Consider the following 21436-nt stretch of genomic DNA (forward strand, 5'->3'; position numbering starts at 1 on the left):
CCCACCATTCCCCCGCCCGGAGGCCCGATATGTTGAGAGCTGTAGCCCCTGCTGCCTTGAGTGCCGCCCTGCTGCTGAGTACCGCGCTGGCCCAGACCCAGCCGCCCCCCACGCCCCGCCCCGTCCCCCCCGGTGAGCCCCCCGTGACCGTCACGGCCACGCGCAACGAGCCCACCCCGCTGGAGTTCACCGCGGACAAGCTGGCCCGCCTGAAGGTGCCCGCCGGCTTCTCCATCAAGGTCATGGCGACCGGCCTGGGCAACGCCCGGATGCTCCACGTCATGCCCGACGGCGGCATCTACCTCTCGCGCCGCCAGCAGGGAGACGTCTGGTACCTCAAGGACGTGAACCGGGACGGCAAGATCGAGGCCCGCGAACGCCGCATGGTCGCCCAGAACATGAAGCTGGCGCACGGCATGGACGTCAAGGACGGCAAGATGTACGTGGTGGGCGAGAAGACCATCTGGGTCATGGACATGGCGAAAGACGGCTCCCTGAGCGTGCCGCGCGTGTTCGCCAACGGTTTTCCCGACGCCGGGCAGCACCCCGCCCGCACCCTCAAGTGGGGCCCCGACGGCTACCTGTACGCCTCCTTCGGCTCCACCAACAACGACGCCCCCACCCCGAACCCCGAGGAGGCCACCATCCTGCGCCTGAGCCCGGACGGCAGCACGCGCGAGGTCTACGCGCGCGGCCTGCGCCACACCATCGGCTTCGGCTGGCACCCGGCCAGCGGCGTGCTGTACGGCTGGGATCAGGGCTCGGACTGGCACGGCGACAACATCCCGCCCGAAGAGATCAACGTGATCGAGCGCAATAAGGATTACGGCTGGCCCTTCTGCTACGGCGACAAGGTGCCCGATCCCTATGTGAACGTGGGCAACATCCCCGGCAAGATCACCAAGCAGGAGTACTGCGCCCGCACCCAGGGCAGCGTGCTGAACTACACCTCCCACGCGGCAGGCATCGCCATGAACTACTACAGCGGCTCGATGTTCCCCGCCGAGATGCGCAACGACGCCTTCGTGGCGGCGCGCGGCTCGTGGAACCGCAGCCAGCCCAGCGGCTACGAGATTGTGCGCGTGGTCTTCGACGCCGCAAACAAACCCACCGGCATCGAACCCTTCGTGACCGGCTTCGTGTACCAGGACGGCGACGTGTGGAAACAGTTCGGACGGGTGGCCGGCGTGGCGACCTACACCGACGGCTCGCTGCTGTTCACCGATGACCAGAGCGGCGTGATCTACCGCGTGATGTACACGGGAGGGAACTGACATGCTGAAACTTCCTGCCCTCTTCGCCCTGAGCGCCGTGACCGCCGGACTCGCCCTGGCCGGCGGCCTGGAGGGCCCGGTGGCGATGGCCGCCCCCGCCAGCACGCCCCTGAAGGCCACCGCGACCCTGCGTGATCCGGCCGGGCAGGTCATGGGCACGGCGACGTTCGAGCAGGTCGGCATGGGAATGCGCGTCTCCGTGAGCGCCATGGGCCTCACCCCCGGCCAGCACGGAATGCACATCCACGACCTGGGCAGATGCACGCCCGGCGTCGATCCGGCCACCAACACGGTCGTGCCCTTCGGCGGCGCGGGCGGGCACTTCGACCCCGAGCGCAGCGCCAACCACGACTCCCCGCAGGCCGCCAACAAGGACGGCCACGGCGGCGACCTGCCCATGCTGACCGTGGGGGCCGATGGCAGTGGGAAGGCGACCTTCACCACCACCAAATCCAGCCTGACGGGCATGAACGGCGTGCTGAACCGCTCGCTGATCATCCACGCCCGGCCGGACGACTACAAGAGCGACCCGGCCGGGATGACCGGCGCCCGCGAGCGCTGCGGGATCATCAGCCGCGACGCCCTGACCGTGCGCGACTACCCGCTGCCCGGCCCGCAGGACTTCCCTGAAGGCGTGGCCTATGACGCCAAGAAGGGAGTGCTCTATACCGGCAGCGCGGCGACCGGCACCATCTACGCCATCAACGCCTCCACGGGAGCGGTCAGTATCTTCAACGAGGGCGGCGGCCAGGGGCGGGGCAGCTCGCTGGGCCTCAAGGTGGATGCCCAGGGGCGCGTCTGGTCCGCGGGCGGCGCCACGGGCAAGGTCACGGTGTTCAGCCCCGACGGCTTCCCGGTCGCCATCCTGCAGACCCCGAAATCGCCGAACCCCTACGTCAACGACCTGGTTCCGGCGCCCGACGGCAACGTGTATGTCACGGACTCCACGCGGCCGGTGATCTTCCGGGTCACGCCGGATCTGAAGCTGAGCGCCTGGCTCGACCTGGCGGGCACGCCGATCAAGTACGGCCCCGGTATCAACCTCAACGGCATCGTCGCCACGCCGGACGGCCGCGCGCTGCTGGTGATGCAGCTCAACACTGGCGACCTGTGGCGCATCGACCTGCGGAGCAGGGCCGTCCGCAAGGTCATGGGGGGCCTGACCCACGGGGACGGCCTGCTGCTGATCGGGCGCACCCTGTACGTGGCGCGCAACGCCGATCAGGTGGTCAGCAAGGTCATGCTGAACGCCGACTATACGGGTGGTCAGCTGGTCGCCGAGGAACCCCTGGCGGGACTGCGCTTCCCGGCCACCCTGGCGGCGGTCGGCGGCGATCTGGTGGTCACGCAGAGCCAGCTCAACAAGCTCCAGGGGGGCACCCCCGAAACGCCGTTCAGGCTTACCCGCTTCCCCCAATTCTGAGTTCACGGTGAGTGCCGCGCCCCGGTTCAGTCAGACCGGGGCCTTCTCCTTGGCCGAGGCCGATGGGCAGGGGCACGGCGGTGTGAAAATTGTAAGAACTTAGTGGAGATTCGTGGGTTAGGCTGTCCGGGTGACGGCGACTAAGCAAGGCGCACCGGCCCTTCCGGCTGTAGAAGTGCGCGGCCTGTACAAGAAATACGGTTCGAGTGCCGTCCTTGAGGACGTGCATATGACCGTCAAGGCGGGTGAGGTCTACGCCCTGACCGGCCCCAACGGCGCGGGCAAGACGACCCTGATCCGGACGATGACCGGCCTGGCCTTTCCCACCGACGGCGAGGTCAGGCTGCTCGGGCGCGACGTGCACACCGACGGGCCGCGCGCCCGCGCCTACCTGGGCGCCGTGGTCGAGGCCCCCGCGAAGTTCTACCCGCAGCTCACCGGCACGCAGAACCTGCAGGTGCACGCCAACCTGTCCACCATGGCCCCGGGCGGGCGCAAGATCGGCCGCGACCGTCTGCGCGAGGTCATGGCCCTGCTGGAACTCACGCGCATGGCCGACCGCAAGGTGCAGGAATACTCGCTGGGCCAGCGCCAGCGCCTCGGCGTGGCGAGCGCCATCCTGGCCGATCCCAAGGTGCTCATTCTCGACGAACCCACCAGCGGCCTCGACCCCCTGGGCATCGGGCTGATCCACCGGATCGTGACCAGCCTCGCCACCAGCGGCTGCGCGGTGATCCTCAGCACCCACCACCTGCGCGAGATCGCCACCTACGCGCACACGGTCGGCATCCTGACCGGCGGCCGGCTGGTCGACACCGTGGATCTGCGCTCCCGGCAGGCCGCCTACCGCTTCCGGGTGGATGATCCGGTGGCGGCCGCGACCGTGCTCGAACGCCTGCCCTTCGTGCGCAAGGTCAGCACCCGCACACCCTATGCCATCGCGCATCTGGGCGGCGAATCGCGCGTGCCCGACGCCCTGGCCCACCTGGGCGCCGAGGGTATCCGGGTGTTCGAGGCCAGCCCGGATCATTTCGACCTGTACGAGTACTACCGCGAACGCGTGGAGCAAGCCTGATGAACGCCCCTCTGACCGACGCTGACCCCACCGCCATCGTCCTGACCTTCACCCCGGGAGGCGCGGCGTGATCACCCTGCTGCTGTTGGAATTCCGCAAGCTGTTCGGCGCGCGCAGCGCCAAGCTGGCCCTGCTGGTCACCTTCATCCTGCCGCTGGTGTGGGCCTTCGCCCCGCGCCTGAGCGCGCTGATCAAGGTCAACCTGATCAGCGGCTGGCAGCTGCCGGCGGTCAGCATCGGCGTGACCATCCAGTACCTGCTGCCGCTGTTCATCGCGCTGACCGTGGCCGAGATGATCGGCTCGGAGGTCTCGCAGGGCACCCTGGCCCCGCTGCTGCTGCGGCCCGTCGACCGCACCAAGGTGATCGCCAGCAAGCTGATCGTGGCGCTCTCCTACCCGTTCCTGCTGATGATCACCACGGTGACCGGCTCGCTGCTCTCGGGCATTCCGCTGGGCTTCGGCACCTTCCTGGGCGGCACCGGGCTGGGGCCGGGTCTGTTCGTGGGCGTGGGCGAACTGGGCAGCGGCGCGGCCTTCGCCGAGGTGCTGCGCGGCGCGACCCTGGCGGCCGTGGCCCTGATGCCCATCGCGGCCCTCTCGCTGCTGTACGGCGTGCTGTACCTGAACACGGCGGCGGCGGCCCTGGCCACCTTCGCCACGCTGATCCTGATGCGCCTGCTGGTGGTCTTCCCCGAGACCATCCAGCGCATCCTGCTGACCTCGCACCTGGGCATCTACGCGCAGCAGGGCGACATCACGCAGCCGCTGATCCTGCTGCTGATCTACACCGCGGGCTTCGGCCTGATGAGCATCTTCGCCTTCGACCGCCGCGACGTCTAGAAGAGAGCGCAGCAGCGTGGGGAGGGGGCCGCGCGTCCTCTCCCGCTTCATTGTCGAGAAGGCCCAGCTGTCCGATGAGCTTTGCCGTCGGATGGATGGTGGGAGACCTGACGACTCCCTCCCGGCGGTCAGCACGACACCTTCGGGAGATCGGCCCCACGCTAGGCTGATCCCATGACCGCGCCCATCAGCCTGAGCCCTGGCGGGAGCCTGTACGACCGGATCGGGCCGGCCGCGCTGGAGGCCCTGGTCACGGAGTTCTACCGGCACGTGGCGGCCGACCCGGAGCTGGCCCCCCTATTCCCCACGGATCTGACCCTGACCGCCGAGAAGCAGCGGGCCTTCCTGAGCGGCTTCATGGGTGGGCCGCCGCTCTATCACCAGCGCTTCGGCAACCCCATGCTGCGCGCCCGGCACCTGCCGCACGCGATCACGCCGCGCCGCGCCCGCGCCTGGCTGGCGTGTATGGAAGCCGCGCTGCGGGCCACCCCCGCCATCGCGCCGGCCGAGGCTCAGGAGCTGTACGGAGCGCTGTCGCGGGTCGCGGTGCATATGGTGAACACGCCGGATGCCGAGGAGGAAGCGGCGGTGGCCGGCGCCGAGCCACACCGCCGGACGTGAGGGGCAGGACATCAAGGAGCAGGATGAAGGGTTGGTCAAGGCCGATCCGCAAGCTTGAGAACGATGTGGGGCACAGGTCTGGCCCGTCCAGCCACCCGAAGGGTGTGCAGCGAACCGGCGGCACATGGACAACTCTTTCCATTTGACTAGTAAGGTGGGGGCCCTGCCGCGAGGCGCTTCACTACACTGCCCGCATGACCCAACGCTCCATTGACGACCTCCGCGCCGAAGTCGACCGCATCAACAGCGAACTGCTGACGCTGCTGTCGCGCCGTGGTGAGGTGGTCGCCCAGATCGGCCACGCCAAGACCCAGGAAGGCCGCCCCAACCACTACGACCCGGCCCGCGAGGACAAGCAGCTGCGCGACCTGGAAGCCCAGAACCCCGGCCCGTTTACCGGCGCGGCCGTGAAATCGATCTTCAAGGAAATCTTCAAGGCCAGCCTCGCGCTGGAGGAAAGCAACGACAAGAAGCAGCTGCTGGTCTCGCGCAAGGTCAAGAGCGACGACACCGTGCTGGACATCGACGGGGTGAAGATCGGCGGGGGCCAGCCGCCCATCATCGTCGCCGGGCCCTGCTCCATCGAGTCCGAGGAGCAGATGGAACAGACGGCCGCCTTCCTGGCCGGCAAGGGGATCAAGATCCTGCGCGGCGGCGCCTACAAGCCCCGCACCAGCCCCTACGGCTTCCAGGGCATGGGCGTGGACGGCCTGATCATCGGCAACCGGGTGGCGAAGGAACACGGGATGCTGTTCATCACCGAGGTCATGGACACCCGCGACGTGGAGATCGTCGCGGAATACGCCGATCTGCTGCAGGTGGGCGCGCGCAACATGCACAACTTCGCCCTGCTGCGCGAGGTCGGCCGCGCCCGCCGCCCGGTGCTGCTCAAGCGCGGCCTGAGCGCGACCATCGAGGAGTGGCTGTACGCCGCCGAATACATCCTCTCGGAGGGCAACTCCGAGGTGATCCTGTGCGAGCGCGGCATCCGCACCTTCGAGAAGTGGACGCGCAACACGCTGGATCTGTCGGCTGTGGCGCTGGCCAAGCAGGAGACCCACCTGCCGGTGATCGTGGACGTGACCCACGCCGCCGGACGCCGCGACCTGCTGATCCCGCTGGCGAAAGCCGCGCTGGCGGTCGGCGCCGACGGCATCCATGTCGAGGTGCATCCCAGCCCCGCCACCGCCCTGAGCGACAACGAGCAGCAGCTGGACTTCGCCGGCTACGAGCAGTTCGCCTCGGCCCTGAGCGGGATGCTGAAGGTGCCGACCTCGGTCTGATGCCCGTTCCAGTTGGCTCAATGGGTCGGACAGTTTGTACATTGAGTTGCAGGAGATGCGATGAGCACGGCGTTTTTTGCCCCTACCCCTTGATGGGGGAGGCTGGGAGGGGGTGAACGGGACTGACGTGCTGCACACGCTTGTTCGACTCGTGTGCCAATCGTCTGCCGGAGACAGCCTGGCAGTGTCCGCACAATTGCTGAACGCGGGCTGATGGCCTGACGAGACCTCCGGGCCGGATGCCTGGAGGTCTTCGTCTTGAAGCCCGCCGATGGTTCCGAGCCGACAGGCTCAGCTGTTGCGGGTCTTGACCTTCAGCTCGTAGGGGGTCACGGCCGGCGTCAGGCGCAGTTCGCCGCGTACCCGGCTGGCCGACTGCAGGCGCATCGTGACGACCTCGGTGGCGCTGTTGTACTCGAAGGGCAGCGTGCCCGCCTGCACGCGCAGATCGTCCGCGATGGGCACCGTCACGGTGGAGGTGCTGCTCAGGTAGGCGCTCAGGCTGGTGGGCGGCGTCTCCTGTTCGGTCGTGCCGCAGACGCCGGGCGCGGGCGCAGGCCTGGCCGGATCGCTGATGCGGACTTCCAGCAGGCCGTGGGCATCGCCGTCCTGCAGGCCGCCGAGACCCTTGTACTCGGCTGGGAGGGTGCCTCGCGGCACGTAGCGGAACACATGCAGCCGCCACGCCAGGATGCTGCCGACGTTGGTGGTGCAGCTCGACGGCTGGGCCACCGGCACCAGCACCGCGATGCACGGCTGGGCTTCGCTGGGCGAGCAGACAGCGGTGCCGCCCAGACCGTTGGGCAGGGTCAGGCCGGTGTAGACCCCGGCGCCAGCCCGGATCTGGTCGGCCAGATAGCCGCTGGTGTCGCTGAGGTTCTGCAGGCGCTGGGCCTGGCTGATCTGCACGTTGCTGAGCATGGAGGTGCTGCTCTGGATCTGCAGCGCGGCCACGGTGACCACCCCCAGGATCAGCAGCGAGACCAGCACCTCGACCAGGGTCAGGCCGCCGCTGTGCCGGCTCCGTGCCCCGGCCGGGTAGCCCCTCACATGGGCCTCGCGATATCGACGCTGAAGTCGCGGGACTTGCCGCTCAGGGTGCATCTCAGGTTCACCCGGCGCAGCATGAACTCCACGAAGGGGTCGGCGTCGATGTTCTCGGCGCGTAGGGTCAGCAGGGTCGGCGCGTCGCAGGTCACGTCGCCCTCGCCGTTTCCGCTCATGGTCACCGCGAGATTGGTCAGATCGAAGTCCAGCTCGAGCTGCTGCCGGGCCTGTTCGAAGGCGGAGCGGGTCAGCAGCAGCGCACGCTGATCCTGGGCGCTGGACTGGTTGACCCGCGTCAGGGCCGGCAGCGCCCCGGTGGAGGCCAGCGTGATGATCGCCAGCATGACGATGGCGACCAGCATCTCGACCAGGGTGAATCCGGCGGTGGGCGTGGCGGGGGCGGCCAGGACGGGGGCGGGCGGAGTGGGGTTGGGCACAGAGGGAATCATGGAGTCACGGCCTTTCCCAGCAGACTGATGATGCGGACGGTGCGGGTGATGCCCGAGTTGCGGACGGAGGCGAAGCTTAAGGTGCGGGGCGCGCTGTCGAGCGTGCCGTAGGGCGGGTAGAGCAGCACGGTCGTGGCCGCGCTGGCTTTTGCGTTGCCCAGCGTGTAGGTGCCCCTGGTCGTCCAGGCGCCGGCATTCAGCACCTCGACCGTGGCCACCGCGCTGCCGGCGGCCGTGCTCAGGCGCACCGGCTGGCCGCGCCGGGCCAGCCCACGCGCCGATTCCAGCTGCTGCTGGTAGGCGCCGGCGGTCTGGGCGGTCTCCAGCGTGGCGATATAGCGCAGGTAGGCGGGCAGGGCCAGGCTGGCGATGATCCCGATGATCGCCAGCACGATCAGCAGCTCGATGAGCGTGAAGCCCTGGCCGACCGGGCGCCGGCCCAGACCCGGGCGCCGCGCCCTGCTCCCGGCGCTCCTCACTGCTGCCGCCAGCTGCCGACGAGGCTCGAGAAGGCGACCTTGCCGGTGCCCTGGGTGACGTCGTACAGCACGTTGGGGTCGTACTGGATCTTGCGGCCGGTACCTGCCAGCGCCGTGTCGCTGTAGTCGATGGAGATGACCTCGTTGTCGTTGTTCAGCACGCTGCCCTCGACGACGATGGCGCCGCACAGCTGCAGGTTGCCCTGAATCCGCAGGTTGCCGCGCACGTACAGCACGCCGTTCATGTCGCAGGCCCCGGACTGGTTCTGGTTCACGGTCAGGTCGCCATCCACGATCAGGATGCCCTTGCCGGTGATCTTCTCGTTATTCAGGTTCAGCGAGTGGTCGGAGGAGGTCAGCCAGGTCAGGCCGTCGATGGCCTTCGAGTTGGCGCTGAACTGCGCCTCGGTCACCACGGTCGAGAGCGCCTGCAGGCTGTCTGGGGACATCCCGAAGGTCTGGGTGAACAGCGTGTCGTTCAGCGGGCTGGGCACGACGGCCGCGCTGGCGTTTTCCATCACGCCGCCGACCGGATCGGTCTTGCCCCTGGAGAACGAGCGGGCGGTCACCACGCCGAGCGTGGATTTCGAGACGGGCTGGCCCTCGGAGAAGGTCAGCAGGGCGGCGGCGGTCGGGGTGCCGGGCGCCCAGCTGCCGACACTGAAGGTGGTGCCGGCGGACGTGTTGACCGGCGTACTGCTGACCTTCGCAGTGTAGGTCTCGGTTCCCAGCCGGATACTCACGGTATCGCCCTGGATGAACGTCTCGCTGTTCTGGATGATCAGGCTGCTGGCGCTCACGGCGATCAGGGCATTGCGCACCAGATCGGCCGGCACGGAGGTGGGCAGGAAGGGCGTCAGGACACCGCTGGGCAGGCTGGTGGGCGTCAGGGTCACGGTCTGCGCGGCGCTGTCGGTGGCGTCCACCCGGAAGAGGCCGGTGGGGGCACCGGGCAGCACGGCGCCGGACGCGTCGGCCAGCGGAAGCCTCACGTAGCTGCCGGGCTGCAGCGCCTTGAGCCGGGGCAGCAGGCTGCCGGTGGCGTCCATCACCAGCGGAACGCCCTTGACCGTGCTCTGGGCGTCCCTGCGCTTCAGGTTCAGGTAGGAGGCGAAGACCGCCCTGTCCGGGGCATCGATGGTGGCGCCGCCGATGCTGGCGTTGCCGTTGAGGTTCACGCCGGGGTAGGAGGTGAGCGCGCCGGGGATGTTCAGCTTCGGCAGGTTGCCCCGTTTCACGGTGAACCGCTGCGTCACGCTGGAACGGTCGCTCCCGCTGGTGGCGGTGCTGGTCACGTCGATGGCGTTCAGGTCGTTCAGGCTGGCGAAGGTGGCGGGTATGGTCTTGTTGACCTTGATGCTGACGGTCGCGCCGGGCACGCTGAAGCTGTTCATGGGCGAGCCGTCGATCATCTGCGCCAGGACGGTGTTCATGCTGGCCGAGTTGTTGGCGCCGCTGTAGCCCACCCCGGCGCGGCGGGTACGGTCCAGAAAGCCGGCGAGCCCCGATTCGGCGGCCATCAGCAGCCGGGCGCTGGTGGCGTCGTCGGCCGCGGTGCGCCGGGTGCCCAGGCTGACCTGCGTGGTGATGGCGATGATCGACGCCAGCGTCATGCCGGTCATCAGGACGGTGATGATGGCCGTGCTGCCTTCGTCGGGGCGCGGCCGCGTGGGCCCGACACCCGCTGTAGACAGGGAGGTTCTGTCCGCCGGTTGGGGGAACGCGCTCGATCTCCTGAAGGTCTTCATCTTGAAGCCCAGCATCCTGACAACGCTGTCACCCGCCGATGACGAATGGAAGGTAAAGAGCAGAGTTCTTGTCAGTCGGCCCACCGTCCGGGGGAAGCACCCCCCCCGGACAGGGGGCGTGCCGCCAGGACAAAACGGCGTGCCACACACGAATTTTGTATTCGATCTTGCAGTTTCGGGCGTTCCCTAGCGGGCGATGCCGGGATCTGGTCAGCCGGCAGAGTGCCGCCCAGCCTGTCCACAGCTCACCCCTGGTGCCTGTCCCCGAACAGCCCGGCGTTCACCCCGGTCGAGCGGTGAGAACCATGCCGCCGCCTTCTCCAGACCCGCCGATGCTGAGAACCTCCTGAGCATCCGTACATGGAACGGACGCTCTCGATAGCCGTGAGGCCCGCCGGACAATGCAGGCATAGCAAACCTGAAGGAGGTGATCCGGCCCACGGATTCGCAGAGTTCTCCGTGGTGGCAGTCTCAGACGACCTGACGGCCCGGCGTGAGGAGTCCTCGGAGCTTGGGGACGATCTCAGCCCCCCCTGCGGCCCCCCGCGCTCTGTGGCCCCTCGGCCGGCGGGCAGGCGGCCACTCCGGCCCTGGCGGGCTCAGGCGCTTCCGACAGAGGGAAGGTATGGAGTTCCTGCACCTCGCCCCGCTCCTCGCGCGTCAGGCTCAGGGCGTGCACGGTGAAGTGATCCACAGGTGGACTCAGGCGCTGGGCGGCCGCCCAGAGTTCGTCGGCCGCCCAGGGCAGCACGCCCAGCGCCAGGGTCAGGTGGGGGCGGTACTCCGGGCCGTCGTAGGGAGCGCGGCTGCTGGGGCCGACCGCCAGCAGCCGCGCATGGAGGTCGGCCAGCCGGGCGTCCAGCTCGCATTCCAGGAAGATGACGCCCGGCAGGCGTTTCCAGCCCAGCACCCGTACCTCGAAGGCGCGGTCGTGCCCCAGCACCTGCCGCAGCGCCCCCACCAGTTCCGCCGAGGTCAGGGGCGTGCGGAAGGGCGCGCGCAGGTTGAGATGCGGGGCGCCGAAGCCGCTCACGTTCAACTCGCGCTGGGCGCGGCGCAGCCAGGTGTCCAGCGCCTGCGGTGGCCAGGCGACGATGCTGTGCAGCGGCCCGGTCTCCCCGGTCTCGGGCGAGTTCCGGCCGCCGAGGCCCTCCCCGGAGACGACACCGGGGGTGCCTGAGGGGCCGGATGTGCCTGGAGAGGCGGACATGGACGCCTCAGCCGATACGGTAGCGGCAGACACCCTGGCCGCACGCGATCCGGCTCTCGCGCGCCAGGGGCACGTCCAGCAGCTGCCCGTAGAGGGTGATCTCCGAGGCGCACAGCTGCGGGTACTGGCGGGCCACCGTCAGGTTGGGGCAGTTGCGCTCGGTGAGGTACCACACGCCGCCCTCCTGCTCGGCCACCGCATCGAAGCCGTGCTCGGTGAGCAGGGTCGCCAGCCGGGAGACCCGCTCGCCCAGCGGCAGATCGGCTGGCAGTTCCTGGGCCAGGCGCGCCGCGATCTCGGCGTTACGGGCCGACAGCACGCGCAGCACCGCGCCGTCGCCGAACAGCGATTCCACGTGGCGCAACACGTCCACGCACAGGCTGGAATAGGTCTTGGGAAAGGCCGCCTCGCCGCGCTCGGTCAGGGCGAACACGTGCTGGGGGCGGCCGCGGCCGCCGGGCCGCTCGGTGCGGCAGACGAGCAGTTCCTGCTCCTGCAGGTCGCCCAGATGCCGGCGGGCGGCGGGCACGCTGACGTCCAGGCGCTGGGCCAGCTCTCCGGCACTCAGCGGGCCATGCCGTTTGACGAGCTCCAGCAGGCGGGTCTTGGTGCGCTCGGGCGCCGGCCCGCTGGCAGAGACCGGCCCGCTGGACGAAACGGTGCCGGGAGCCGTCGTCCCAGACGAGGACAGGGCACTCAGGACGCTCATACGACCGTCAGCTGATCGGGCAGGCTGGCCAGCGACCGGATGCTGATCTGTCCCGCCAGGGCGCGGGCCACGCCCTGCAGGGCCCGCGAGGCGGCCGAGTCCGGGTGCGCCAGCACGCCGGGGGTGCCCTGGTCGGCGTCCGAGCGCAGCTCGACATCGATCGGCACCTCGCCCAGCAGCGGGAACTGCTCGCCCAGCTTGCGGCTGCCGCCCCGCCCGAACAGGTCGTAGGTGAGCCCGGTGTCGGGGGCCACGAAGTAGCTCATGTTCTCCACGATGCCCAGCACCGGCACGCTGGCCTTGCGGAACATGTCGATGGCGCGCGCCGCGTCGATCAGCGCGACGTCCTGCGGGGTGGTCACGATCACGGCGCCGGTCACCTGGATGGTCTGGGTCAGCGAGAGCTGCACGTCCCCGGTGCCGGGCGGCAGATCCACGATCAAGTAGTCGAGTTCGCCCCAGGCGGCGTCCTTCACGAACTGCTGGATGGCCGAGTGCAGCATGGGCCCGCGCCACACCAGCGCCTGCCCGGCCGGCGAGAGGTTCGCCATGCTCAGGAAGCGCACGCCGTGGGCCTCCAGGGGCAGCATCTTGCGCTCGGCGTTGGCGGTGATCTTGGCCGAGCCCATGCCCATCATGTGCGCCACGCTGGGGCCGTAGACATCGGCGTCCAGCAGGCCGGTGCGGGCGCCGTCGCGGGCCAGGCTGGCGGCCAGGTTCACGGCCACCGAACTCTTGCCCACCCCGCCCTTGCCGCTGCCGACCAGGATCACGTGCTTCACACCGGGGAGGGCCGGCTGTCCGGGCGTCCGCACGACCGCCCCGAAGGTCACCGCGACCCGCGCCACACCGGGCACGGCCATCACCGCCTCCGTCACGTCGGCCTCGATCTTGCCCTTCAGCGGGCAGGCGGGGGTGGTCAGGTTGACCTTGACGTGGGCCACGCCCGACTCATCGACCTCGGCACGCTCGATCATGCCCAGCGACACGAGGTCGCGGTGCAGTTCGGGGTCGTTCACGGTGCTCAGGGCAGCCATCAAGGCTTCACGCATACCCGCCATTAGTAGCGCATCCACCCCTGGGCAGCAAGCCACGGGGTCACAGACTGGGGGGGGACGCGGTGGGCCAGCGCGGGGAGTGGCTTCCGGATATCCACAGGCGGGGGGCCCGCCCGACCTCCTGACTGGAGACGACCGTGCGTACCTCCTCCGGCCAGCGAACGGCCGTGTGGGCGCCCACTTTCCCCTGGCCGCAGACATCCTCGTCCCGTCGGGGCGGCGGCAGGATTTATACTTGCCGTCGTGAAGCCCATCGGCCCCTACGTGGCAGCGCGGGAACTGCCCACCAGTACGAACGACAGCGCGGTTCGTACCCTGCGGGCCACCGACCGTCTGACCGGCGTGCCCGTGCTGCTGCATGTGCTCCCCTACGCGCTGAACCTGCCGGAGCTGCCGGAGCACCACCACCTGCTGCCCTTCGTGGACAGCGGCATGGACGGCGAGCAGGCCTATATGGTCAGCGAACTGCCCCTGCAGGCGGTGCCGGCCACCGACGCCACGCTGGCGGCGCGCGGCGCCCTGGCCGCCCTGGTCGCCCTGCACGAGCACGGGCTCCCCCACGGCGGGATCAGTCCGGCCCAGCTCTGGAGCGTGGATGGCCGCGTCGTGCTGGCCGGCGCCGGTCTCCCCTGGCACGACTCGCCCACCCCCCAGGGCGACCTGCAGGCCCTGACGCGCGCCCTGGACGAGATCGGCATCTTCCCCGCCGCCCTGCGCCCCCTGAAGGAGCACCCGGAGGGCATCGATGCCCGCGCGGCCCTGGCCCTGCTGGGTGGGCCGGCCGAGCCCGCGCCCCCGGCGCCGGGGGAAAGTGGACAGGCCGCCGATCCGGGCCCCGACCTCCCGTCCGGCACCCCGGCCGCCCCACAGCACGACGGATCGCCGATCGTGCTGGGCCAGGACGACCCCGAGACCGGAGGGTCGGGCGCCGGGGACAGCGGTGAATCCGCCCGGTCACCGGACGGGGACGCCGGCCACGAGGTCATCGTCATCGCCCCGACGACCGGCGGCCCGGCGCCCCGCAAGGATGCTCCCGCGGCGTCGGGCGGCCGGACACCGCGCACGGTGAACCTGAGTGCGCCGGCCCGGACTCCGGAGCCCCCTCCCCTGAAGGACGCTGCCCTGGAGGACACAGCCCTGGAAGATGCGGCCCCCCCAGCGCCGGAACGGGCGCCGCACACGGCAGCGGCCGGCCACGTTCCAGAGTCGGCGCGGGCTCAGGACGACCCAGCGACGCCCACCTCCACGCCGCCGTCTTCACCCCCTGTGCCGACCGTGGCGCCGCTCGAGTTCCCCGAGACCGGGACGCCCACCCCGCCCGTCCCGGAGCCGGCCCCACCCGCTCCAGACGCTTCAGATCAGGCTCCACCTGCCCCGCTGGAGTCGACCTCGCCCGCCTCTCCCGTGGGCCGGGCTCCGGTCTCCGCTTTCTCCACCGCGCCGGCCGGCACCATCGAGACCCCGCAGGAACGCCGCCGCCGGCAGAACGAGGAACGCCGGGCACAGGCCATGCTGGACAGTCAGGCCGCGGCCCGCAGGCGGGCGGAGCGGCTGCGCGCCGACGCCGCCGCGCGGCAGGCCGAGGCGGGAGCCATTCCGCCGCCCATCCAGATCGGGTTTCCGGCCGCCGGCTCCAGCGCGGGCGCGACGGTGAGTTCCGGCCTGGGCAATTCGAGTCTGGGCAATTCAAATCTGGGCAGCTCCGGTCTGGGCAGCTCAGAGGTAGGCCACCCGGCCCCCGGCGGGATCATCGGAGAGGACGACCTCCCCGATTGGCCGCCGCCCGAGTCCGGCCAGGACGCCGGCGCGGACGGCGGTTCCGCCGGGCGGGGCCTCCTGCAGATGCGCGACGTCCCGCGGCTGCCGGAGTCGCTGCGCCGCCCCGCCGACCCTGAACCGGAGCCCGAGCCCGAACCCGCGCCGCGTTCCTCCGGCCGCCTGCCCGCCCGGCAGGCCCCGGGCGGCCCGATCCGCATCGGCTGGGACGAGGACGATTCGTGGCGGGTGGTGAAGGCCGCGCCGAGCACCCCGGCGCGCGCCGTCAGCCGGCCTCCGCGCTGGCTGCTGCCCCTGCTGGCGGCCCTGATCGTGCTGATCGGCGTGGTCTGGATGATCCGGTCGGTGCGGCCCCGCACGGCGACCGCGCCGCCGGCCGCGGCGGCCTGCTGCGACGTGGCCTTCACCCTGCGCGGCGCGGCCGGCGCCACCGCCCGCCTGACCGTGGAGTCGGCTCCGGCGGGCGCCAACCTGACGCCGGGACAGGAGCTGGGCCAGGCGCCGGGCAAGGTGCGCTTTCCGGTGCAGGGCACCTACCGCCTGCGCGTCGCCGCCGACGGGTACGACCCCGGCAGGCTCAGCCTGACCGTGCCGCGCACGCAGCCGGTCAGTATCGACCTGGGTTCCTAGCGCTCCGGCGGCAGGCGGGCACCCGTCTGCCCCGCCCGTCCGTGCGCCCGCGCCCGGCGTGACACAATCTCTCCTTGATGAGCGTTGTCATTCTCGATTTCGGCAGTCAGTACACCCGCCTGATCACCCGGCGGTTCCGGGAACTGGGCGCCTACAGCGTGATCCTTCCGGGCACCGCCCCCCTGGAACGGATCATGCGGGAAAGGCCGCAGGGCATCGTGCTCTCGGGGGGCCCGAGTTCGGTCTACGACGAGCACGCGCCCAGACCCGCGCCGGGCGTGCTGGAGCTGGACATCCCCATCCTGGGGGTGTGTTACGGGATGCAGTTCCTGGCGCAGCAGGCGGGCGGCGAGGTTCGGCGGGCCGGCAAGCGCGAGTACGGCAAGGCCGACCTGACGCGCTACAGCGGCGACCTCTTCGCCGGGATCCAGGGCGAGTTCGTGGCCTGGATGAGCCACAGCGACTCGGTGGTCACGCTGCCGAAGGGCTACGAGGTGGTGGCCGAGACGGAGGACACGCCGGTCACGGCCATCGAGAACACGCAGACCCGGCGCTACGGCGTGCAGTTCCACCCGGAGGTCGTGCACACGCCCAAGGGTGGGCAACTGCTGGCGAACTTCCTGACGATCTGCGGCGTCGAGCGCGACTGGACGGCCGAGCACATCATCGACGAACTGGTGTCGGACGTGCAGCAGCAGGTCGGGAGCGGCAAGGTGCTGCTGGCGATCTCCGGCGGGGTGGACTCCTCCACGCTGGGCCTGCTGCTGGCCCGCGCGGTGGGCGAGAACCTCACGGCCGTGTTCATCGACCACGGCCTGCTGAGACTGGGCGAGCGCGAACAGGTCGAGGCCGCCCTGAAGCCGCTGGGCGTGAACCTGATCACGGTGGACGCCCGCACCGAATTCATGGACGCGCTCTCGGGTGTGTCCGACCCCGAGGAGAAGCGCAAGATCATCGGCCGCGAGTTCATCCGGGCCTTCGAGCGCGAGGCGCGCACCCTGGGCTCCTTCGACTTCCTGGCGCAGGGCACGCTCTACCCCGACGTGATCGAGAGTTCTGGCGGCCTGCACTCGGAGAAGTCGGGGGCCGCGAACATCAAGAGCCACCACAACGTGGGCGGCCTGCCGGCGGATCTGAACTTCAAGCTGGTCGAGCCCTTCCGCACGCTGTTCAAGGACGAGGTGCGCGCCCTGGCCCGGCTGCTGGGCCTGCCCGAGCACATCCGGATGCGCCACCCCTTCCCCGGCCCCGGCCTGGCGATCCGCTGCCTGGGCGCCATCAGCGAAGAGAAGATGGACATCCTGCGGCGGGTGGACGACATCTTCATCTCCGGCCTGCGCGAATTCGGCCTGTACGACGGCTGCTCGCAGGCGCTGGCGATCCTGACGCCGATCCAGTCGGTGGGCGTGATGGGCGACGAGCGCACCTATTCCTACACCGCCGCCCTGCGCGCCGTGACCACCGACGACTTCATGACCGCCGAGTGGGCCCGGCTGCCCTACGACTTCCTGGCGACCATGAGCAACCGCATTGTGAACCAGGTGCACGAGATCAACCGGGTGGTGTACGACATCACCGGCAAGCCGCCCGCGACCATCGAGTGGGAATAGGCGGCTGACCGGACACCCGGGGCCCACGCCGGTTCCCTGCTCTAGACTGCCCGGCGATGCGGCCTGAACTGTTGTCCCGCGCCCTGTCCCTGCTGCCGGAGCGGGGGGGGCGGCCTGAACTGGAGCACTACCTGGAAATGCTGCGCGACTATCCGCAGCGCGGCGGCAAGGGCATCCGCAGCGAGCTGCTGCTCGCCAGTGCCCGCGTCCACGGCGCCCGGCCCGGCACCCCGGCGTGGGAGGGGGCGCTGTGGCTCGCCGCCGCCCTGGAACTGTTCCAGAACTGGGTGCTGATCCACGACGACATCGAGGACGATTCCGAGGAGCGGCGCGGCCAGCCGGCCCTGCACCGCCTGCACGGCACTCCGCTGGCGATCAATGCTGGCGACGCCCTGCACGTGTACATGTGGGAGGCGGTGCATCGCTCGGGCGTGCCGGGCGCCATGGAGGAGTTCCTGACCATGATCCACCGCACCGCCGAGGGCCAGCACCTCGACCTCTCGTGGGTGGAGCACCGCGAGTGGGCGCTGCAGGAGGCCGACTACCTGCAGATGGTGGAGCTGAAGACCTCGTACTACACGGTGATCGCGCCGCTGCGGCTGGGGGCCATCGCCGCCGGGGTCTCGCCCCACCCGGCCTTCCGGGACGCGGGCCTGGCGCTGGGCACCGCCTTCCAGATCCGCGACGACGTGCTGAACCTGTTGGGCGACCCGGCCAAGTACGGCAAGGAGATCGGCGGCGACCTGCTGGAAGGCAAGCGCACCCTGATCGTGCTGCACTGGCTGGCCGGGGCAGAAGTGGACCAGAAGGAGGCGTTTCTGGAGCAGATGCTGCGGAACCGGCCCGACAAAGACCCCGGCGTCATCGACGAGATCCACCGCTGGCTGCTGGACAGCGGCAGCGTGAACTACGCGCAGGACTACGCCCACGCCCAGGCCCGCGTGGGGCTGGAGCTGCTGGAGGAAGCCTTCCAGCACGCGCCGGATGCGGGAGCGGCTCAGGAGCTGCTCGGGGCTGTGCGGGAGCTGGCAACGCGGGACGCCTGAGCAGGAGCGCGTGACCGTCGGCGTGACGCGGGATGGCCGGATTTGAATAGAAGGGACGCTGTCCGGATCTAGCGGCACGCTGGAGAGCCGTCAGGTTCCTGGCAAACGTCCCGACGCCGCTCTCCCCTCCCGGTGCCCGTCCCTAACCCAGCAGCGCCAGGGCGGCCTGTGCGAAGCGCCCGAAACCGGCGTTCAGGGCGCGGATCGCGTCGTCCATCGGCTGACCATCTCTCAGGTACAGCCCGGCGTTGAACTCGATGCCGAAGGCGGGTACACCCGAGCGGCGCGAGTGATTCAGGCTGAGCGTGTCGGTGGCCCAGGGCTCACCGATGGTCACGCGGCGGTAGGGGCTCCCCACGATCATGTCGGCGAACGCCGCTTCACACTCGGCGCGCAGGGCGGCCCAGTGGACTCGGGGGAAGGTGGGCTCGGCGTCTTCGCCGGGCATCAGGCAGATGGCGGGGCGGGGCGTGCCAGTATCGTGGCCCAGCGCCGGGCCGTGGGTGCCCATGGAGTGGCCCACGATCATCAGGCGGGCGCCCTGGAGTTCGGACTGCACCAGGGCGTCGAACGAGTCCCAGAGGCGGCGCAGGCGGGCCTCGCGGGCGGCCTCGTCCAGTACGAAGTCTGGCGGGTAGAGCGGCTGGCGAGCGAAGTCCATCAGTTTGAGCACGCCGTTGTCCACACGGTCGTCCCGGTCGCGGTTCAGGTCGGCGGCGAAACGGCTCCAGGGGGCCTGGACATGCCGCGCGCCGGGCAGCGAGTACAGCAGGTCGGTATAGGGATCGCCGTCCAGAAAGAGGCGGCGCAGGAAGGCCTCGCGGGTGGGCGTGTGGAAGGCGCCGTCGCCGAGCATATCGCGCAGCACGTCGGCGGGCAGCTGGCCGGAGGGATGTGGGGTGACGATCAGCAGGGCGTAGCGGGACGGGGGCATGGGCGCAGCATAGGAGATCAGCCCCACCCTCCGGCCACCGCATGAAGGCCCGGATGAGGGACGGAGAAACAGTCGGGGGCGGCCGCGCCCACTAGAATGCTCCCTGTGCTGCTGTCGGCCCTGTCTACCCTAAATTACCGGAATCTGGCGCCCTGTACGCTGCATTTTCCGGAAGGAGTGACGGCGGTACACGGCGAGAACGGAGCCGGCAAGACCAACCTGCTGGAAGCGGCGTATCTGGCGCTCACCGGCCTGAGCGACGTGACCCGCCTGGAACAGCTGGTGCAGCAGGGCGAGAAGGAAGCCTACGTGCGCGCCGATCTGGACTCGGGCGGCAGCCTGAGCGTCCAGGAGGTCGGGCTGGGGCGCGGGCGGCGGCAGCTGAAAGTGGACGGCGTGCGCGTGCGGGCCGGCGACCTGCCCCGGGGCAGCGCGGTCTGGATCCGTCCCGAGGACTCCGAACTCGTGTTCGGGGCGCCCACGGGCCGCCGCTCGTACCTGGACTCGCTGCTCTCGCGCGTCAGCGCCCGCTACGCGCAGCAGCTCGCCCGCTACGAGCGCACGGTCTCGCAGCGCAACGCGGCGCTGCGGAGCGGCGAGGCCTGGGCCATGCACGTCTGGGACGAGGCACTCATCAAGCTGGGGCCGGAGATCATGCTGGTGCGCCGCCGCGCCCTGACCCGCCTGAACGAACTGGCCGCCGAGGCGAACACGGCGCTGGGCAGCCGCAAGGCGCTGACCCTGGAACTCACGGAATCCACCACGCCGGAGACCTTCGCGGGCGACCTGCTGGCCCGCCAGGCCGAGGAACTGGCGCGCGGCTCCACGGTCACCGGCCCGCACCGCGACGACCTGCTGCTGACCCTGGGCGGCTTTCCGGCCACCGAATACGCCAGCCGGGGCGAGGGCCGCACCATCGCGTTGGCCCTGCGCCGCGCCGAACTGGAGCTGCTGGCCGAGCGCTTCGGCGAGAAGCCGCTGCTCCTCATCGACGATTTCTCGGCGGAACTCGATCCGGGGCGGCGGAGCTTCCTGCTCGACCTGGCCGCCAGCGTGCCGCAGGCCATCGTGACCGGCACCGAGCGGGCGCCGGGCGCGGCCCAGACCCTGCGGGCCCACGCCGGGCGCTTTACCCCGGACGGCGACAGCCGGGATGGCGACCCCCCAGGGGGCGACCTGGACGCCGACGCCGACGACGACCTCCCGGCCGGGGACGCCTGGGAGATTCAGGACGTGCTGGAGGCCGGCGCGTGAGCGATCCTCCACGCAGGGGGCGGCGCCTGAGCGGCCCGAGGGGGATCGGCGAGCTGATGAACGCCACCCTGGGCACGGCCAAGCTGGCGCGCGGCATCGGGCGGGCGCGGGCCATCCTGGCGTGGCCCCAGGCGGTCGGGCCGGAGATCGCGCGGCTGACCCGCCCTCGCACCCAGCAGGGCAGCGTGCTGTTCATCGAGGTGCGCGACAGCGCCACGGCCCACCACCTGACCATGCAGCGCCACCATTTCCTGAAGTCGCTGACTTCCCTGCTGGGCGACGATTCCGTGACCGAGCTGCGCTTCAGCGTGGGCCCGGTGCGCGAGGTCGTGGCCGCGCCGCCCCCGCCCGCGCTGCCGGCCCCCGACAAGGCCCGGGCGCGGCGGCTGGTGCAGCAGGTCGAGGGCGAGCTGAAACCGGCCGCCCTGCGCGCCGCCGAGGCCATCACCCGGGCCCGCAGATGGCGCGAGGAACAGGGCTGGCGCCCCTGCCCGGTGTGCGAGGAGCCCAGCAAGGAGCAGCCCTGCCGGGCCTGCGCCCTGACGCTGGCCGACCCCAACGTGAAGCGGGCGGCGCGGGCCCTGCTGCGCGACCCCGAACGCCTGCCGGGGCTGCCCGAGACCCTGGGCGACAGCGGCGCGAACGCCGCGCGCCATCTGGCCCTGCGTCTGCTCGAAGGCCAGCTCGACCTGCTGGCCCTGGAATGCATCCGCAGCGGCCAGGAGGACGGCTACCGCGAGTTCCTGGCGCAGCAGGCCGACGTCTATCTGTCGCTCAGCCTGCGCCGCCCCCGCACCGCCCTGATGCGCCGCGACCGGGTCAGCCTGCCCGAGAACGCCCGCAACGTCCTGAACGCCGGGCGCGGCTGATACGGGTGCCGATCAATTCCGTTGTGTTTTCGGAATCCAGCCGACCGGAGGAAGAGGAAAAAAGCACGGACTGAAGCGGGATGGACTCGGAGAACCTCGC

General features: G+C 70.3%; 19 protein-coding genes. 11 read left to right on the forward strand and 8 right to left on the reverse strand.

From position 1 onward, the window contains the following. The first annotated feature begins 29 nt into the window (after positions 1-29). The 6 genes from CVO96_RS01940 to CVO96_RS01965 all read left to right on the forward strand — a co-directional run bounded on the left by CVO96_RS01940 (position 30) and on the right by CVO96_RS01965 (position 6517). A complete protein-coding gene (locus CVO96_RS01940) occupies positions 30-1274 on the forward strand; it encodes a PQQ-dependent sugar dehydrogenase (RefSeq protein WP_103309732.1) in 1245 nt (414 codons plus the stop codon). A gap of 1 nt (position 1275) precedes the next feature. Continuing rightward, on the forward strand, positions 1276-2697 hold the full coding sequence (locus tag CVO96_RS01945; protein ID WP_103309734.1) for a superoxide dismutase family protein: 1422 nt from the start codon (positions 1276-1278) through the stop codon (positions 2695-2697). Between the two features lie 130 nt (positions 2698-2827). Beyond that, positions 2828-3772, forward strand: a complete 945-nt coding sequence (locus CVO96_RS01950) for an ABC transporter ATP-binding protein (RefSeq protein ID WP_103309736.1) — start codon at positions 2828-2830, stop codon at positions 3770-3772. A gap of 67 nt (positions 3773-3839) precedes the next feature. Beyond that, positions 3840-4613, forward strand: coding sequence for an ABC transporter permease (locus CVO96_RS01955; protein WP_103309738.1), 774 nt, complete (start codon positions 3840-3842; stop codon positions 4611-4613). A gap of 174 nt (positions 4614-4787) precedes the next feature. Continuing rightward, positions 4788-5234 (forward strand): globin domain-containing protein, encoded by a 447-nt coding sequence (locus tag CVO96_RS01960; RefSeq protein WP_103309742.1) that lies wholly within the window; start codon positions 4788-4790, stop codon positions 5232-5234. A gap of 194 nt (positions 5235-5428) precedes the next feature. Next, positions 5429-6517 (forward strand): bifunctional 3-deoxy-7-phosphoheptulonate synthase/chorismate mutase, encoded by a 1089-nt coding sequence (locus CVO96_RS01965; RefSeq protein ID WP_103309744.1) that lies wholly within the window; start codon positions 5429-5431, stop codon positions 6515-6517. A 291-nt stretch (positions 6518-6808) separates the two neighbouring features. Here CVO96_RS01965 and CVO96_RS01970 read toward each other — a convergent pair whose 3' ends face one another. From CVO96_RS01970 to CVO96_RS02000, 7 genes are all read right to left on the reverse strand, one after another. After that, on the reverse strand, positions 6809-7567 hold the full coding sequence (locus CVO96_RS01970; RefSeq protein WP_165795173.1) for a type IV pilus modification PilV family protein: 759 nt from the start codon (positions 7565-7567) through the stop codon (positions 6809-6811). Continuing rightward, positions 7564-8001: a PulJ/GspJ family protein gene (locus tag CVO96_RS01975; protein ID WP_165795174.1), complete on the reverse strand. Its 438-nt coding sequence runs from the start codon at positions 7999-8001 to the stop codon at positions 7564-7566. The genes CVO96_RS01970 and CVO96_RS01975 overlap by 4 nt, the downstream gene beginning before the upstream one ends. Positions 8002-8009: 8 nt before the next feature. After that, complete coding sequence (locus tag CVO96_RS21550; protein WP_279326987.1) at positions 8010-8492, reverse strand: pilus assembly FimT family protein; 483 nt, start codon at positions 8490-8492, stop codon at positions 8010-8012. Beyond that, positions 8489-10114: a hypothetical protein gene (locus tag CVO96_RS01985; RefSeq protein ID WP_133161725.1), complete on the reverse strand. Its 1626-nt coding sequence runs from the start codon at positions 10112-10114 to the stop codon at positions 8489-8491. Before CVO96_RS01985 ends, CVO96_RS21550 begins: the two co-directional genes overlap by 4 nt. Positions 10115-10763: 649 nt before the next feature. Further along, entirely contained in the window at positions 10764-11450 is a 687-nt protein-coding gene (locus CVO96_RS01990; RefSeq protein WP_103309752.1) for a 2'-5' RNA ligase family protein, read from the reverse strand. A 7-nt stretch (positions 11451-11457) separates the two neighbouring features. Continuing rightward, positions 11458-12159 (reverse strand): helix-turn-helix transcriptional regulator, encoded by a 702-nt coding sequence (locus CVO96_RS01995; RefSeq protein ID WP_103309754.1) that lies wholly within the window; start codon positions 12157-12159, stop codon positions 11458-11460. Beyond that, positions 12156-13211: an Mrp/NBP35 family ATP-binding protein gene (locus CVO96_RS02000; RefSeq protein ID WP_103309756.1), complete on the reverse strand. Its 1056-nt coding sequence runs from the start codon at positions 13209-13211 to the stop codon at positions 12156-12158. Before CVO96_RS02000 ends, CVO96_RS01995 begins: the two co-directional genes overlap by 4 nt. A gap of 249 nt (positions 13212-13460) precedes the next feature. On the opposite strand from CVO96_RS02000, the gene CVO96_RS02005 reads away from it, so the two are divergent. The 3 genes from CVO96_RS02005 to CVO96_RS02015 all read left to right on the forward strand — a co-directional run bounded on the left by CVO96_RS02005 (position 13461) and on the right by CVO96_RS02015 (position 18279). After that, positions 13461-15623: a PEGA domain-containing protein gene (locus tag CVO96_RS02005; RefSeq protein WP_103309758.1), complete on the forward strand. Its 2163-nt coding sequence runs from the start codon at positions 13461-13463 to the stop codon at positions 15621-15623. A 77-nt stretch (positions 15624-15700) separates the two neighbouring features. Continuing rightward, the gene (gene guaA / locus CVO96_RS02010; protein WP_103309760.1) at positions 15701-17233 is read left to right on the forward strand and encodes a glutamine-hydrolyzing GMP synthase; all 1533 of its coding nucleotides are present in this window, start codon (positions 15701-15703) and stop codon (positions 17231-17233) included. A gap of 56 nt (positions 17234-17289) precedes the next feature. Continuing rightward, positions 17290-18279 (forward strand): polyprenyl synthetase family protein, encoded by a 990-nt coding sequence (locus CVO96_RS02015; RefSeq protein WP_103309762.1) that lies wholly within the window; start codon positions 17290-17292, stop codon positions 18277-18279. A 142-nt stretch (positions 18280-18421) separates the two neighbouring features. On the opposite strand, the gene CVO96_RS02020 is transcribed toward CVO96_RS02015, so the two are convergent. Next, complete coding sequence (locus tag CVO96_RS02020; protein ID WP_103309764.1) at positions 18422-19213, reverse strand: N-formylglutamate amidohydrolase; 792 nt, start codon at positions 19211-19213, stop codon at positions 18422-18424. A gap of 96 nt (positions 19214-19309) precedes the next feature. Here CVO96_RS02020 and recF point away from each other — a divergent pair, with 96 nt between their 5' ends. Both recF and CVO96_RS02030 read left to right on the forward strand, forming a co-directional pair. Then, positions 19310-20467 (forward strand): DNA replication/repair protein RecF, encoded by a 1158-nt coding sequence (recF, locus tag CVO96_RS02025; RefSeq protein WP_103309766.1) that lies wholly within the window; start codon positions 19310-19312, stop codon positions 20465-20467. 56 nt (positions 20468-20523) lie between these two features. After that, on the forward strand, positions 20524-21336 hold the full coding sequence (locus CVO96_RS02030; protein WP_103309768.1) for a DciA family protein: 813 nt from the start codon (positions 20524-20526) through the stop codon (positions 21334-21336). The last annotated feature ends 100 nt before the right edge of the window (positions 21337-21436 follow it).

This window comes from Deinococcus koreensis (genome assembly GCF_002901445.1).
Lineage (GTDB): Bacteria > Deinococcota > Deinococci > Deinococcales > Deinococcaceae > Deinococcus > Deinococcus koreensis.

Excerpts from the sequence above, each read along its gene's own strand:
- CVO96_RS01940 (WP_103309732.1), top strand. The coding sequence starts at position 30 with ATGTTGAGAGCTGTAGCCCCTGCTGCCTTGAGTGCCGCCCTGCTGCTG.
- CVO96_RS01945 (WP_103309734.1), top strand. The coding sequence starts at position 1,276 with ATGCTGAAACTTCCTGCCCTCTTCGCCCTGAGCGCCGTGACCGCCGGA.
- CVO96_RS01960 (WP_103309742.1), top strand. The coding sequence starts at position 4,788 with ATGACCGCGCCCATCAGCCTGAGCCCTGGCGGGAGCCTGTACGACCGG.
- CVO96_RS01965 (WP_103309744.1), top strand. The coding sequence starts at position 5,429 with ATGACCCAACGCTCCATTGACGACCTCCGCGCCGAAGTCGACCGCATC.
- CVO96_RS01985 (WP_133161725.1), bottom strand. The coding sequence starts at position 10,114 with ATGACCGGCATGACGCTGGCGTCGATCATCGCCATCACCACGCAGGTC.
- CVO96_RS01990 (WP_103309752.1), bottom strand. The coding sequence starts at position 11,450 with ATGTCCGCCTCTCCAGGCACATCCGGCCCCTCAGGCACCCCCGGTGTC.
- CVO96_RS01995 (WP_103309754.1), bottom strand. The coding sequence starts at position 12,159 with ATGAGCGTCCTGAGTGCCCTGTCCTCGTCTGGGACGACGGCTCCCGGC.
- CVO96_RS02000 (WP_103309756.1), bottom strand. The coding sequence starts at position 13,211 with ATGCGTGAAGCCTTGATGGCTGCCCTGAGCACCGTGAACGACCCCGAA.
- guaA (WP_103309760.1), top strand. The coding sequence starts at position 15,701 with ATGAGCGTTGTCATTCTCGATTTCGGCAGTCAGTACACCCGCCTGATC.
- CVO96_RS02015 (WP_103309762.1), top strand. The coding sequence starts at position 17,290 with ATGCGGCCTGAACTGTTGTCCCGCGCCCTGTCCCTGCTGCCGGAGCGG.
- CVO96_RS02020 (WP_103309764.1), bottom strand. The coding sequence starts at position 19,213 with ATGCCCCCGTCCCGCTACGCCCTGCTGATCGTCACCCCACATCCCTCC.
- recF (WP_103309766.1), top strand. The coding sequence starts at position 19,310 with ATGCTCCCTGTGCTGCTGTCGGCCCTGTCTACCCTAAATTACCGGAAT.
- CVO96_RS02030 (WP_103309768.1), top strand. The coding sequence starts at position 20,524 with ATGAACGCCACCCTGGGCACGGCCAAGCTGGCGCGCGGCATCGGGCGG.